At 64.8% G+C, this 13,289-nt stretch carries 13 protein-coding genes; all 13 read left to right on the top strand.

The window, feature by feature from the left end:
• The first annotated feature begins 50 nt into the window (after positions 1-50).
• Complete coding sequence (locus CH278_RS17070; RefSeq protein WP_179274442.1) at positions 51-2,399, top strand: Tex family protein; 2,349 nt, start codon at positions 51-53, stop codon at positions 2,397-2,399.
• Positions 2,400-2,506: 107 nt separating this feature from the next.
• Entirely contained in the window at positions 2,507-3,370 is an 864-nt protein-coding gene (locus tag CH278_RS17075; protein WP_370878684.1) for a hypothetical protein, read from the top strand.
• A gap of 133 nt (positions 3,371-3,503) precedes the next feature.
• Positions 3,504-3,845 (top strand): 50S ribosomal protein L19, encoded by a 342-nt coding sequence (gene rplS, locus CH278_RS17080; protein ID WP_027496692.1) that lies wholly within the window; start codon positions 3,504-3,506, stop codon positions 3,843-3,845.
• Between the two features lie 184 nt (positions 3,846-4,029).
• Positions 4,030-4,821: a signal peptidase I gene (lepB, locus tag CH278_RS17085; RefSeq protein WP_027496693.1), complete on the top strand. Its 792-nt coding sequence runs from the start codon at positions 4,030-4,032 to the stop codon at positions 4,819-4,821.
• Complete coding sequence (locus tag CH278_RS17090) at positions 4,818-5,579, top strand: ribonuclease HII (RefSeq protein ID WP_094622422.1); 762 nt, start codon at positions 4,818-4,820, stop codon at positions 5,577-5,579. Before lepB ends, CH278_RS17090 begins: the two co-directional genes overlap by 4 nt.
• Before the next feature lie 37 nt (positions 5,580-5,616).
• A complete protein-coding gene (locus CH278_RS17095; protein WP_008717288.1) occupies positions 5,617-5,922 on the top strand; it encodes a DUF2469 domain-containing protein in 306 nt (101 codons plus the stop codon).
• A gap of 397 nt (positions 5,923-6,319) precedes the next feature.
• A complete protein-coding gene (locus CH278_RS17100; protein WP_027496695.1) occupies positions 6,320-6,664 on the top strand; it encodes a histone-like nucleoid-structuring protein Lsr2 in 345 nt (114 codons plus the stop codon).
• A gap of 351 nt (positions 6,665-7,015) precedes the next feature.
• Positions 7,016-7,372: a YraN family protein gene (locus CH278_RS17105; RefSeq protein ID WP_027496696.1), complete on the top strand. Its 357-nt coding sequence runs from the start codon at positions 7,016-7,018 to the stop codon at positions 7,370-7,372.
• Positions 7,372-8,877 (top strand): YifB family Mg chelatase-like AAA ATPase, encoded by a 1,506-nt coding sequence (locus CH278_RS17110; RefSeq protein WP_032366404.1) that lies wholly within the window; start codon positions 7,372-7,374, stop codon positions 8,875-8,877. Before CH278_RS17105 ends, CH278_RS17110 begins: the two co-directional genes overlap by 1 nt.
• Entirely contained in the window at positions 8,874-9,995 is a 1,122-nt protein-coding gene (gene dprA, locus CH278_RS17115) for a DNA-processing protein DprA (protein ID WP_027496698.1), read from the top strand. The genes CH278_RS17110 and dprA overlap by 4 nt, the downstream gene beginning before the upstream one ends.
• A gap of 98 nt (positions 9,996-10,093) precedes the next feature.
• Positions 10,094-10,876, top strand: a complete 783-nt coding sequence (locus CH278_RS17120) for a siderophore-interacting protein (RefSeq protein ID WP_027496699.1) — start codon at positions 10,094-10,096, stop codon at positions 10,874-10,876.
• Positions 10,877-10,945: 69 nt separating this feature from the next.
• Entirely contained in the window at positions 10,946-11,872 is a 927-nt protein-coding gene (locus CH278_RS17125) for a tyrosine recombinase XerC (RefSeq protein WP_094622423.1), read from the top strand.
• A 69-nt stretch (positions 11,873-11,941) separates the two neighbouring features.
• A complete protein-coding gene (locus CH278_RS17130) occupies positions 11,942-13,288 on the top strand; it encodes a MinD/ParA family ATP-binding protein (RefSeq protein ID WP_373557335.1) in 1,347 nt (448 codons plus the stop codon).
• Position 13,289: the final 1 nt, after the last annotated feature.

A 13,289-nucleotide genomic window follows, 5' to 3' on the forward strand; every position in this document is an offset into this window, starting at 1 on the left:
CATAGAACCGCTGACCGACCTGTCCCACACTAGCGGTAGGGTCCATCGCCGTGACCACTGCTCTGAAATCTGTGAACAAGCGCATAGCCGAAGAACTCGATGTTCGCGAAGAACAGGTTCGTGCCGCTGTAGAACTCCTCGACGGCGGGTCCACGGTCCCGTTCATCGCGCGCTACCGCAAGGAGGTCACCGGCACACTCGACGACGCGCAATTGCGCCAACTCGACGAGCGACTTCGATACCTTCGAGAACTCGACGAGCGGCGAGATGCCGTCATCGAATCGATTCGTTCGCAGGGCAAACTCGACGACGCGCTCGAACAGTCGCTGATGCTGGCCGAGACCAAGGCCCGCGTCGAAGACATCTACCTGCCGTTCAAGCCCAAGCGTCGGACGAAGGCACAGATTGCGCGCGAGGCCGGCCACGAACCCGTCGCAGACGCGCTGTTCACCGATCCGTCCACCGACCCGGCGCAGTTCGATCAGGAGCAGCTCGACGGGGCACGAGCGATTCTCGTCGAGCGTTTCGCCGAGGATGCCGACCTGGTGGGTGAGCTGCGTGAACTGATGTGGACCTCCGGCAAGCTGGTCGCCACCGTGCGCAAGGGAAAAGAGGAGGAAGGCGCGAAATTCTCGGACTACTTCGAGTTCTCCGAACCGTTCACGAGCCTGCCCTCGCATCGCATCCTCGCGACGCTACGCGGTGAGAAGGAAGAGATTCTGTCCCTCGGGTTCGAACCCGAGCGGGACGAGCCGACTCCCGGTGTGCCCAGTGTCTACGAGGGGCGTATCGCAACCAAGTTCGGAATCGCAGATCGCGGTCGCCCGGCCGACAAGTGGCTGCTCGATACCGTTCGCTGGGCATGGCGCACCAAAATGCTGGTCACAGTCTCACTCGATACGCGCATGAGACTGCGCCAGTCGGCCGAGAAGGACGCCGTGGACGTGTTCGCGAGCAACCTCAAAGACCTCTTGTTGGCCGCACCCGCCGGAAACCGCACCACGATGGGACTCGACCCGGGCTTTCGTACCGGAACCAAGGTGGCGATCGTCGACGACACCGGCAAGGTCGTCGACTACGACACGATCTATCCCCACAAGCCGCAGGGCAAGTGGGACCAGGCCGTGGCCACACTCGCCGGGCTCGCGGCCAAGCACAAGGTGGAGCTCATCGCCATCGGAAACGGTACGGCGTCTCGCGAAACCGATTCTTTGGCAGCAGAATTGATAGCAAAATTCCCGGCGGCGAATTTGACCAAGGTGGTGGTGTCCGAGGCGGGTGCCTCGGTCTACTCGGCGTCGGCGTACGCCTCGAGTGAGCTGCCCGAACTCGACGTCTCCATCCGCGGCGCGGTCTCGATCGCTCGCAGGCTGCAGGATCCGTTGGCCGAGCTGGTCAAGATCGACCCCAAGTCCATCGGTGTCGGCCAGTACCAGCACGACATCTCCGAAACTCTGCTCGCCCGTTCTCTCGGGGCCGTGGTCGAGGATGCGGTGAACGCGGTGGGTGTCGACGTCAACACAGCGTCGGTGCCCTTGCTGTCGAGGGTCTCCGGTATCGCCGGTTCGCTCGCCGAGAGCATCGTGGCGTACCGCGACCAGAACGGTCCGTTCTCCAGCCGTAGCACCCTCAAGGACGTACCGCGCTTGGGTCCCAAGGCTTTCGAGCAGTGCGCCGGGTTCCTGCGCATCTCCGGGGGAGAGGATCCACTCGACCGCTCCAGCGTGCACCCGGAGGCCTATCCCGTCGTGCGCCGCATCGTCGGCAAGGCGGGCGTGGGCGTGCGCGAGGTGGTGGGCAACACCGCACTCCTGCGCCGCCTCGACCCCGCGGAATTCGTCGACGAACGATTCGGGCTGCCCACTGTCACCGACATCATCTCCGAGCTGGAGAAGCCTGGACGCGATCCGCGTCCGGAGTTCAAGACCGCTACTTTCGCAGCCGGTATCGAGAAGGTCGCCGACCTGAAGCCGGGGATGACGCTCGAAGGTGTCGTGACCAACGTGGCGGCGTTCGGTGCTTTCGTCGACGTCGGCGTGCATCAGGACGGACTCGTTCACGTCTCTGCGATGTCGCACAACTTCGTCAAGGACCCGCGTGAGGTCGTCAAATCCGGCGATGTGGTGCGGGTCAAGGTGATGGAGGTCGACATCCCACGTCAGCGCATCGGCCTGAGTCTGCGGTTGGACGACGAGCCCGGTGCGAGCGGTGGCAAGGACGCACCTCGTGGGCAGCAGGGTGACCGCTCCCGCGGTACGTCCTCGAGCAAGGGCAACGGCCGTCAGAGCAATGGCGGCCAGGGCAACCGCCCGCAACGCGACCGACGCGGCGGCCAAGCAGCAACGCCTGCGGCAGGTTCCATGGCCGACGCGTTGCGCAAAGCGGGCTTCGGGAAGTAGCGCTCGGACTTTCCCGGTCGATGCCGACCCCGGCGGCGAAGAACGAGAATAGGCTGATTCGGCGATAGCCGTTGTTTCGGGCGTGCGGCGGGAAGGACGTGGAGCGCGTGAGGTGGTTGGAGCACGGTGTCGTCGAGCACGGCCGCCTTCCGTTGCTCTGCTTCCTGCTCGGCCTACTCGTGGGATTTCTGCTGATTCGCCTGAGCGTCAGAATGATTCGCGCGGATGTGAAGTGGTGGCCTGGCAACATCACCCCTGGCGGCCAGCACATTCACCATGTCGTGTTCGGAATCGTGCTGATGCTGTTGGCGGGGATCGGGCTCATCGCGGTGTACGTGGACGGGTCGCAGACCATCGGTGCCGTGCTGGCGGCGATCTTCGGCAGCGGTGCTGCCCTCGTGCTCGACGAATTTGCACTCATCTTCTATCTCCGCGACGTCTACTGGTCCGAGCAGGGCCGAACATCCGTCGATGCGGTATTCGCAGCCGTCGCCTTCACCGGGTTCCTGCTACTGGGACTTCACCCGTTGGAGCTGCTCAGCCCCGCCGATTTCCGGGCCGATCCCGATCCCTGGGTTCGCGGAACACTCGGTGTGCTGGCACTGCTCAACCTGAGTCTGTGCGTCGTCGTGCTGCTCAAGGGCAAGATCTGGACCGGGCTGATCGGGCTGTTCGTTCTGCCCATCCTCATTCTGGCCGCGGTCCGACTCAGCAGGCCGAGTGCACCCTGGGCGAGGTGGCGCTACACGAGCAGACCGAAGAAGATGGAGCGTGCGCTGCGGCGAGAGAAGAAGTGGCGCAGGCCGTTGATACGGGCCAAGATCTACCTGCAGGATGCGATCGCGGGCAAGCCCAGCATTGTTCACGCGGTCGAGGCCACCGAGGACGAGCTCGCGCGGACCGTCGTGCCTGCACCCCAGGCCGGAACCGTGGCCCAGTCCTCGGTCGGGGCGATTTCCTCGAACGCCTGACGGTCTGGCACAATAGGCGGGTTGCCTCTCGCGAGGCACACACCTCACTCGGAGTACGAACCAGTTGTGCCGCCCCGGTGGCGAGCCGCTCGGTTCCTCTGCTCAAGCGCAGAACGCAAGGATGGCACAACCGATGAACACCCTGGACTTTCTCGACAATCAGTCGCTGCGTAGCGACATCCCCGATTTCCGCCCCGGCGACACGCTGAACGTGCACGTCAAGGTTATCGAAGGCTCGAAAGAGCGTATTCAGATCTTCAAGGGCGTCGTGATTCGACGTCAGGGCGGTGGCGTCCGCGAGACGTTCACCGTTCGTAAGGTGTCGTTCGGCGTCGGCGTGGAGCGCACTTTCCCGGTGCACAGCCCCAACATCGCGCAGTTCGAGGTCCTCACTCGCGGCGACGTTCGTCGCGCGAAGCTGTACTACCTCCGCGATCTGCGTGGCAAGGCCGCCAAGATCAAAGAAAAGCGCTGACCCGGTCGTATCGACCGCTTCGAGCAGCAACCATGCCGCGTCACCGAACATCGGTGACGCGGCATGGTGCGTTGGAGCCACCGCCCTGACATTTCGGACGTACCGGTACGAGCGATGCTCGGTGAAAACGCCGCAGGCGCGGACCGACCGGCCCGCGGGCGACGGTTCCGGCTAACCTGTCCAGGTGACGCAGTCCCCACAGGATCCGACCCCACAGGGTTCGACGAACGAGCCCGACGACGAGTCTCCCCGGAACAAGCGTGCGGATCGCAAGCAGCGGTCCTTCTGGCGTGAACTTCCCATCCTCATTCTGGTAGCTCTCGTGCTGAGTTTTCTGCTTCAGACGTTCGTCGCCCGGGTCTATCTCATCCCATCCGAATCGATGGAACCGACACTGCACGGCTGCGCCGGCTGCACCGGGGACCGCATCGTCGTGGAGAAGATCGGCTATCGATTCGGCGATCCGAAGCCCGGCGATATCGTCGTGTTCCGCGGCCCCGATTCCTGGAACGACGAATTCGTCTCGCAGCGCTCCGACAATTCGGTCATCCGCGGGGCCCAGGAAGTGGGCTCTTTGATCGGAGTCGTCGCTCCGGACGAGAACGATCTGGTCAAACGCGTCATTGCCACCGGCGGTCAGACGGTCGAGTGCTGTGACGCTCAGGGACGGGTGCTCGTGGACGGAAAGCCGTTGGACGAGCCGTACATACAGATGGATTTCCCGTTCGTTCCGGACACGATGACGTGCGAGACCGAATTGAAGTCGGGCCGGTGCTTCGACCCTGTAACGGTGCCCGAGGGCAACATCTGGGTCATGGGCGACAATCGCAGCAATTCGCGAGACTCGCGGTATCACGTCACCGACGAGTTCACCGGCACCGTTCCGCTGGACAACGTGATAGGTAAGGCCGTGGCCACCGCGTTGCCGCCATCGCGAACCGGCCTCCTGGACTCGCCGGACATTCAGGGTCGATGACGGCCCGTCCTCGTCCCGCGCCTCGTGCGCGCGCATCTCTGAGCCGCTCGTCGTGGCCGCCTCGTCCCATCATCAGGAGGGCGGCGGGGCTGCGGACCATGGAATCGGCACTCGAACGCAACGGGCTCGGTCCGGTTGCGGGTGTCGACGAAGCAGGCAGGGGAGCCTGCGCGGGGCCGTTGACGGTCGCGGCGTGCATCCTGGGCTCTCGGTCGCACACTGCCCTCGCGGACCTCGACGATTCCAAGAAGCTGACCGAGCGTCGCCGGGAGGAGCTCTTTCCCCGGATCAAGAAATTGGCACTTGCGTGGAGTGTGGTGTTCGTCGACGCGGCCGAGGTCGACCGCATCGGGGTACACGTGGCGAACATCGAGGGAATGCGCCGCGCGGTGGCGGGCCTGAGCCTCACTCCCGGGTATGTCCTCACCGACGGCTTTCGGGTTCCCGGACTTCCGGTGCCGTCTCTACCCGTCATCGGAGGGGACGCCACAGCTGCCTGCATCGCTGCGGCCAGTGTCCTGGCCAAGGTGTCCAGAGACCGGTTGATGGTGCAGATGGACACCGACATTCCCGGTTACGGATTCGCCGTGCACAAGGGGTACAGCACACGTGCGCATTCGACCGCGATGACCACGCTCGGCCCGAGCCGAGAGCATCGAATGTCCTATGCCAACGTGGCTGCCGCGGCAGCCGGTCGCTCGCGTAGCGAGGTCGACGCACTGGGGCGAATGGACTGCACCGACGACGGTGCGCAATGATTGAATTTCACGCCCGACTGGAGGATGAAAGAGACCGATGAGTGCCGAAGATCTCGAAAAGTACGAAACCGAGATGGAGCTCTCGCTGTACCGCGAGTATCGGGACATCGTCGGACAGTTCAACTATGTCGTCGAAACCGAGCGTCGTTTCTATCTCGCGAACTCCGTCGAACTCATTCCGCACAATGCCGACGGTGAGATCTACTTCGAATTGCGGATGTCCGACTCGTGGGTATGGGACATGTACAGACCGGCTCGTTTCGTCAAGCACGTGCGGGTGATCACGTTCAAGGACGTCAACATCGAAGAGCTGGACAAACCGGATCTGCGTCTCCCCGAATAGTCCTACCCGGGTCGGATCGGCAGGTGTGCCCGGTGCCTGACGGGCGCACCTGGACGGATCCGCTCGGCAGATTTCCCGTGTGGAGTGTTCCGAAGCGCACCGATCAGCGAAAAGCTGGACAACCGACCGAATAATTCCGCGTGTTCTGTTTCGAGCAGAGGCCCGTTGCCGGGTTACGTCGAGCGCGGGAGAATCGTCGAAATGTGAACGCCGAATTCTGTTGTCTCACATAGTATTTCGATTTAATGATGCAAATAGCTTCCGGTATTCACACGTTTTCGTACCGAATGTTTTCGACCCTACGCCGATGTGAACATCGTTGGGTCTTTGCCTCGGTCCGATAATCGGTGGTAGAACTTGAATTACCACATTCTCCCAGACGCGTAAGAGGTACGAGATGGCACGCAAGACGCTTGTCCAGATGATCGACGATGTCGACGGCTCGGTAATCAAAGAAGGCCAGGGGGAGTCGATCGAATTCGGTATCGGTGGAAACCAGTACCGCATCGACTTGAATCTCAAGCATGCGAACGAACTGCACGAGCAGCTGGCTTTCTGGATCGAGCACGCCGAGAAGATTTCCGGTCGCCGCCCCCGCAAGACCGGTGCCGCGCCTGCACCGGCTCGAGGAAAGGTCGATCTGCAGGACATCAGAGCGTGGGCTCGCGAAAACGGCCACGAGGTCAGCGCCCGAGGTCGAATCAGCCAGGAAGTTCAGGCCGCCTACGAGGCTGCGCACTGACCGCCTCCCAGCCTTGATATGCCCGCTGTCTTCGGTCAGCGGTAGTTCGGTCATCGAATTCGATTACCGATTCCGTGCTTCAGCTCCGTCCGTGCAGTAATCCGGACGGAGCTTTTGCATGTTCGAACCATTTGTCGGGCGATCGACAGGGCATGAACGCCGGTAAGCACACAGGTACGACAAAACAGGTGTGTCGGCCCTGCGATTCGACGGTTCTCTCCACAGGATTGCGCGTGTCCACAGGGCAATGCGGCACCTGCACTTTCTCGGAATCACCTCCTTTCGGTCGTGTCACCGTCATGGCGACCGGATCCGGCCGTGCTGTGCGGCCGCAGAGTGGAGGAATTCGACATGCCGACCAATCAAGAACTCGGGGCCCGCGGTGAGGACCTTGCTGCACGCCATCTCGAGCACATCGGCCTGGAGGTGATCGAGCGGAATTGGCGGCATCGTTCGGGGGAGCTCGACATCATTGCGCGCGAGGGCGAGACGATGGTGTTCGTCGAAGTCAAAACGCGTTCGGGAATCGGTTACGGAACGCCGGCGGAAGCGGTGACGTACACCAAGCAGACTCGGATCAGAGGATTGGCGTTGCAGTGGCTTTCGCTTCGCGGAGGGCCGTGGGTCCACATCCGATTCGACGTGATCGCCATCGTGATCGGTCGCGGTGACGACCCTGTTCTCACTCACGTCAGGGCGGCGTTCTGATGCCCCTGGGACGAGCCCATTCGGTGGCGGTCAACGGCGTCGACGGAGTGTTGGTGGAGATCGAAGCCGATATCGGTCAGGGTCTTCCGGGGACCCATCTGGTGGGACTGCCCGATACCGCGCTGAACGAATCGCGTGATCGGGTCAAGGCCGCGGTGAAGAATTCGGGTGGTACCTGGCCGGACAGTCGAGTGATTCTCGCGTTGTCTCCGGCGACGTTGCCCAAGGGTGGCTCGGTGTACGACCTCGCGCTGGCATTGTCGGTCCTCGACGCCGCCAAGGCCATTCCGCGGGGAAGCCTGTCGGAGACGGTGTTTCTGGGGGAGTTGGCTCTGGACGGCAGGTTGCGAGCGGTCCGCGGGGTACTGCCCGGAGTGCTCGCGGTGAAGGCGGCGGGGTGGCAGCGGGTGGTGGTGCCGAGTCGGTGTCTGCCCGAAGCGGGTCTGGTGGACGGTATCGAGGTGTTGGGTGCCGATTGCCTGGCAGATGTCGTTGCGTGGCTTCGTGGTGAGCAGGCGCTGGAATCGCCCACCCCCACCGACTGGCATCAGGAGAGTTACCCGGATCTCAGTGACGTTGCCGGTCAGGCAGATGCCCGATGGGCGTTGGAGGTCGCTGCGGCCGGTGCGCATCACATCATGTTGACCGGGCCACCGGGCATCGGGAAAACAATGCTCGCGCAACGTCTTCCGGGAATACTCCCGCCGCTCACCGAGTCCGAGGCGCTGGAGGTGACCGCGATCCATTCGGTGGCGGGGCTGCTGACGAGCGCGCGACCGCTGATCACGTCACCGCCGTTCATCGCGCCACACCATTCGACGTCGGTGAGCGCGTTGGTCGGCGGAGGTACCGGTATGGCCAAGCCCGGCGCAGTCAGTCGCGCGCATCGCGGAGTTCTGTTCCTCGACGAATGCGCCGAGATGAGCATCCGGGTACTCGAAGCGTTGCGAACCCCACTCGAAGACGGTGAAATTCGGATTGCGCGTCGCGACGGGGTGGCCCGGTACCCGGCGAGGTTCCAACTCGTCCTGGCGGCCAATCCGTGTCCGTGCGCACCGGCGCGGCAGGCCGACTGCGTGTGCGCGCCCACTGCTCGCCGCAAGTACTTGGGAAAACTGTCCGGACCGCTCCTCGACCGGGTCGATCTCCGAATTCAGATGATGGGAGTCGCGACCGGGGCGCTGGTCGACGACATCGGAGAAGGAACGGCCGATATTCGCGCCCGCGTGACGGGAGCGAGGGATGCTGCCGCTCATCGTTGGTCGGAGTTCGGGTGGAGGACCAATGCGGAAGTGCCCGGACCCGCACTGCGTCAACGGTTTCGGCTCGCTCGGTCGACGCTGGCACCGATCGAGCGGGCATTGCGCAATGGATCGCTGACCGCGCGCGGCGCGGATCGTGCGATTCGGGTGGCGTGGACTCTGAACGATCTCGCCGGCGGCACCGTGCCCGGTGCAGACGAGGTCGGTGCCGCACTGGATTTTCGAGACAGGGGAGTGGCATGACCTATGACGCACGTCGGCTGGCGTGGGCGTATCTGTCCCGGGTGGCACAGGGTCCGCATCGCACGGTGACGGACCACGCCGCTGCCCACGGCCCCGAGGTCACCGCCGCAGCCGTACGCGCCGGACACTTGGGTGAGCGACTGGCAGCACGGGCTCATGTCGACACTGCAGCAGCAGATCTGGACCACATGGCCGCTCTCGGTGGACGGCTGATCACCCCTGACGACGACGAGTGGCCTGCGTGGCGTTTTCTCGGCTTCGATGGGTCCGGCCTCACCGCGGGTGTCGACACATCGCCGCCGATCGCACTGTGGGCGTTGGGAAACCGGTCTGTCGGAGCAGACACCGAACGATCGGTGTCGATAGTCGGAACCCGAGCGTCGAGTCCGTACGGCGACCACGTCACTGCCGAGATCTCCGCCGATCTGGCGCTGGACGGCTGGACCGTCGTGTCGGGTGCTGCCTTCGGTATCGATGCGGCAGCGCATCGCGCGGCACTCGGAGTCGAGGGGACGACGATGGCGGTGCTCGCCTGCGGCGTCGACCGGGCATACCCGGCGGGCCACTCCCGCCTGTTGCGTCAGATCGCCTCGAGCGGTGTCGTTCTCAGTGAATACGCGCCCGGAACCACTCCGGCCAAGCACCGGTTCCTGGCGCGCAACCGACTGGTGGCGGCTCTCGGTTCGGCGGTGGTGGTCGTCGAGGCGGGATGGCGGAGCGGGGCGCGCAACACCGCGGCGTGGGCGGCGAAACTGGGGCGCCCCGTTCTTGCGGTGCCGGGGCCGGTCACTTCTCCGACGTCGAAGGGATGCCATCGCATGATTCGTGAGGGTGAGGCCGTTCTGGTGTCGAGCTCGCACGATGTGGTGGCCGAGGCCGGGGCGCTCGGCTCGCCGGAGGAACCCCGTCCCGATCTGTTCCGGGAAATCGATGCGCTGTCCGAGACCGCACTGTTGATCTACGACGCGCTGCCGGCCACGGGAGCGTTGTCCACCCGTGAACTGTCGGAGAGTTCCGGAGTTCCGTTGTCGAAGGTCCGCGCCGCGCTACCGGTGATGGAGATGGACGGCTTCGTGAGCAACGACGAGACCGGGTGGGCCCGGGTGGTGCGCGGCTGAGGTGACGGCCCTACCGAGGCCCGGTGAAGGTAGGGTGTTAGGTAATGCTTAGTCGGTGCAGTGAGCATCGGCGTCGTTCGCTCGAAGAGGGGTCTGTAGTGCCGCGTAAGAAAACCACGTTGACCGTAGTGCGCACGGAAGCGCTGACCCCGCACATGCACCGGGTGTATCTGGGTGGTCCAGGCTTCGAGGAGTTCGACGCCATCGATAAGACCGATGCGTACGTCAAGCTGTTCTTCGGAACCGAGGACGAACCGATCATGCGGACCTACACCGTTCGATCCGTCGACACCGACGCGCGGGAAATCGCCATCGACTTCGTGGTGCACGGCGACGAGGGCGTCGCCGGACCGTGGGCCACACGCGCGAAGCCGGGCGACGAGATGTCGTTCTTCGGGCCGTCGGGGGCATACGCGCCTCGCCCCGACGCCGATTGGCACCTGTTCGCAGGCGACGAATCGGCTATCCCGGCCATCTCGGCTGCGGTCGAGGCCCTCCCGGAAGACGCCATCGCCAAGGTGTTCATCGAGGTCGGCGATCGTCACGACGAGATCTACATGGAGACTCTCGCAGTCGTCGACGTCACCTGGGTGCACCGGGGCGCGTCGTCGAACGAGATCGGCGACGACCGGGCCGGAGACAACGCACCGCTGATCGAGGCCGTCAAGAACACCGAATGGTTACCCGGGCAAGCGCAGGTGTTCGTCCACGGTGAGGCGCAGGCCGTCATGCACAACCTCCGTCCGTACATTCGCAAGGAACGTGGGGTCGGGGCCGAGTGGGCGTCGATCTCGGGTTACTGGCGTCGGGGGCGGACCGAGGAAACCTTCCGAGCCTGGAAGCGTGAGCTGGCACAGGCGGAGGCGGGAGTCGACGCCTGATCGCGCACCGACGTCCACCCGACGGCGTGTCCGGTTGTCGAGCGAGACGTCAGCGCCCAAGCTGAGCCGATGACCGATTCGCTGCCGCCGCACCTGGAGGTGCACGTCGAGGAGTTCGCCGAACACCTGCGCCTCGGACGGGAACGGTCGGAGCACACCATCCGGGCCTACGTTGCCGACGCGCGTTCGTTACTGGCGCACCTGGCCGCGTCCTCACCGGGCGCGACGATCGCCGATCTGGATCTGCGTGTCGTGCGCTCGTGGTTGGCGGGGTACTCGGCGGCCGGCGCGGCCCGGACATCGATGGCCAGGCGCACCTCGTCGGTGCGAACGTTCGGGGCGTGGCTCGAACGGGTCGGGGCTGTGAAGGTCGGTCCCGCGCAGCGTCTCGCGTCCCCGTCGGGTCACCGCACCCTGCCCGGAGTGCTGCGTCACGATCAAGCGACGCGAGCGCTGGACGCTGCCGAGTCGGGTGCCTCCGAACTCGATCCCATAGCGCTGCGCGATCGACTCGTCGTCGAACTGTTGTATGCGACCGGGGTCCGCGTGGGGGAGCTGTGCGGTCTCGATGTCGACGACGTGGACACCGATCGACGAGTCGTTCGGGTGGTGGGCAAGGGCAACAAGGAACGGTCGGCACCGTACGGTCTGCCGGCCGCGCAGGCACTCGACGCCTGGCTCACCGACGGCAGGCCTGCCCTGGCCGTCGATCGATCCGGACCGGCCCTGTTGCTCGGGCGTCGGGGTGGACGACTCGACCAGCGACAGGCCAGGTCGGCGGTGCATGCTGTGCTGGAGACAGTCCCCGGCGGCCCCAGCCTGGGACCGCACGGCCTGCGCCATACAGCAGCCACGCATCTGCTGGAAGGAGGTGCCGATCTCCGGGTGGTGCAAGAACTGCTCGGACATGCATCTCTTGCCACGACGCAGATCTACACTCACGTATCCGTCGAACGGTTGCGGGCGGTGCACGATCAGGCGCATCCCAGAGCATGAGCGTCGAGCTGGGCGGCGCATCGTTTGGTAGCGTCTGCCCAGGATCGACTACACCGAATACGGGGGACCGTGGACCGCGACCGACCGCAAGGTAAATCGGAGCCGTGGTTGACGCATGGCCACAGTGCGCCGGTGAACGGGGCACGACCCGGCAGTGCAGTCGACGGCAGTGCAGTCGACGGCCGGGGTGACGATGCCGCCGGATCCGCACCGTCGGAACCGATGTCCACTCCGCGCTCTACGCCCCGGCAGCCCCCGCCGTGGCAGACGCCCGATTCTGCGCAGCGACCTCCCGTGCCCCCGCGGTACAACCCGCCCGTGCCGCTTCGACCGGGCCCGCCGGCCGCCTATCCCGAGGCACAGATGCCGCCCGTTCCGCCCGTCGGGGACGATCGGTCGCAGGCCCAGCCGGCCCAGCAGGCACCCTGGTCCGCGCAGCCGTGGGCAGGTGCCCCGAATCCGTATCGTCCGAGCAGTCAGGACCTGGGTGCCGAATCGCTGCTGAAACGACCCAAGCGCACCTCGTCGTCGGGGTGGCGTCGCGGTGTGCACCGGTTGACCGGTGGCGTCATCAACCCCGGCGAGTCGACGGCCGAGGAGCGCTACCGCAACCAGGTCGATCGCATACGCCAGCCGGTGCTGGGGGACTACCGCATCGCGTTCCTGTCGCTCAAGGGCGGGGTCGGCAAGACGACGACCACTCTGGGTCTGGGGTCGACGTTCGCGTCGCTGCGCGGAGATTGCGTCATCGCCGTCGACGCGAACCCGGATTTCGGGACACTCGGAGAGCGGGTACCGCGTCAGACCGCGTCGACTGTTCGCGACTTGTTGGCCGCAGCCCCGAACATTCGCCGGTATTCCGACATTCGCGCTCATACCTCGCAGGCACCGAGCCGACTGGAAGTGTTGGCCGGTGAGCGGGATCCCTCGGCGTCGGAGATGTTCGGCGAAGAGGACTATCGCGCGGTCATCGACATGCTGCAGGTCTATTACAACCTGATCCTCACCGACTGCGGAACCGGCATCATGCACTCGGCGATGAACGGGGTGCTGCAGCTGGCCAATGCGCTGGTTCTGGTCAGTTCGCCGGCCGTCGACGGGGCACGCAGTGCAGCCGCGACTCTGGACTGGCTGGAACTGCACGGATACGGCCATCTGGTCGAGCGCACGGTCGTGGTGATCAGTTCGGTCCGACCTGGTTCGTCCGCGGTCGACATGAACTTGTTGCAGCAGCACTTCCTGGAACGCTGCCGCGCGGTGCTGGTGGTTCCGTTCGACGAGCACCTCGCCGAGGGGGCCGTGGTCGATCTCGAGAAGCTGCGTCCCCAGACCAGGAGCGCTTTCGTCGAGCTTGCCGCCATGGTCGCGGACGACTTTCCTGCCGCGTCCGGTCGTCACTCCGGCCCTGCGCGCTGAC

This window comes from Rhodococcus sp. 05-2254-5, assembly GCF_002258575.1.
Classification (GTDB): domain Bacteria; phylum Actinomycetota; class Actinomycetes; order Mycobacteriales; family Mycobacteriaceae; genus Rhodococcoides; species Rhodococcoides fascians.

What these genes read in the sequence shown, in the direction of transcription:
- CH278_RS17125 (WP_094622423.1), top strand. Translation starts at nt 10,946, where the DNA reads ATGACCGATTCGCTGCCGCCGCACCTGGAGGTGCACGTCGAGGAGTTC.
- CH278_RS17105 (WP_027496696.1), top strand. Translation starts at nt 7,016, where the DNA reads ATGCCGACCAATCAAGAACTCGGGGCCCGCGGTGAGGACCTTGCTGCA.
- CH278_RS17090 (WP_094622422.1), top strand. Translation starts at nt 4,818, where the DNA reads ATGACGGCCCGTCCTCGTCCCGCGCCTCGTGCGCGCGCATCTCTGAGC.
- CH278_RS17110 (WP_032366404.1), top strand. Translation starts at nt 7,372, where the DNA reads ATGCCCCTGGGACGAGCCCATTCGGTGGCGGTCAACGGCGTCGACGGA.
- CH278_RS17095 (WP_008717288.1), top strand. Translation starts at nt 5,617, where the DNA reads ATGAGTGCCGAAGATCTCGAAAAGTACGAAACCGAGATGGAGCTCTCG.
- rplS (WP_027496692.1), top strand. Translation starts at nt 3,504, where the DNA reads ATGAACACCCTGGACTTTCTCGACAATCAGTCGCTGCGTAGCGACATC.
- CH278_RS17100 (WP_027496695.1), top strand. Translation starts at nt 6,320, where the DNA reads ATGGCACGCAAGACGCTTGTCCAGATGATCGACGATGTCGACGGCTCG.
- dprA (WP_027496698.1), top strand. Translation starts at nt 8,874, where the DNA reads ATGACCTATGACGCACGTCGGCTGGCGTGGGCGTATCTGTCCCGGGTG.